1 pseudogene is annotated in these 557 nt (G+C 39.7%); it reads right to left on the bottom strand.

Going from position 1 to position 557, the window contains the following annotated elements:
• Positions 1-557, bottom strand: a pseudogene (locus K8089_RS16300) (hypothetical protein); the annotation flags it as partial.

Genomic DNA, 557 nt, shown 5'->3' with positions numbered 1-557 from the left:
TCGGTATAGGTGAAAGTGCCGTTACCGTTATCAACGATGGTTGTAAGTGTTTCGAACGTATCGATTACAGTTTCCAGATCGATGCTGGTTACAACACCGTCTTCATCTGTGTATTCTAAGGTTTTTCCGTCAACGTTTAATGCTAAAGCAGTTAAAGTTTCGAGGTTTGAAATGTCAATCGTAGTTGTAACATTGTCTTCATCGGTATAAGTGAAAGTGCCGTTCCCGTTATCCACAATTGTAGTTAAAGTTTCGAAGTTGTCGATTACCGTTTCAAGATCGATGCTTGTTACAACACCGTCTTCGTCGGTGTACTCTAAGGTTTTTCCGTCAACGTTTAACGCCAAAACAGTTAAAGTTTCAAGGTTTGAAATGTCGATGGTTGTAGTAACATTATCTTCATCGGTATAGGTGAAAGTGCCGTTCCCGTTATCAACGATAGTTGTAAGTGTTTCGAAGTTGTCGATTACTGTTTCAAGATCGATGCTGGTTACAATTCCGTCCTCGTCGGTGTATTCTAAGGTTTTTCCATCAACGTTTAACGCTAAAACAGTTAA

This window comes from Aequorivita vitellina (assembly GCF_022008365.1).
Taxonomy (GTDB): Bacteria; Bacteroidota; Bacteroidia; order Flavobacteriales; family Flavobacteriaceae; genus Aequorivita; species Aequorivita vitellina.
The sequence above is the reverse complement of the archived record's forward strand: the minus strand, read 5'-3'. Positions and strand labels throughout refer to the sequence as shown.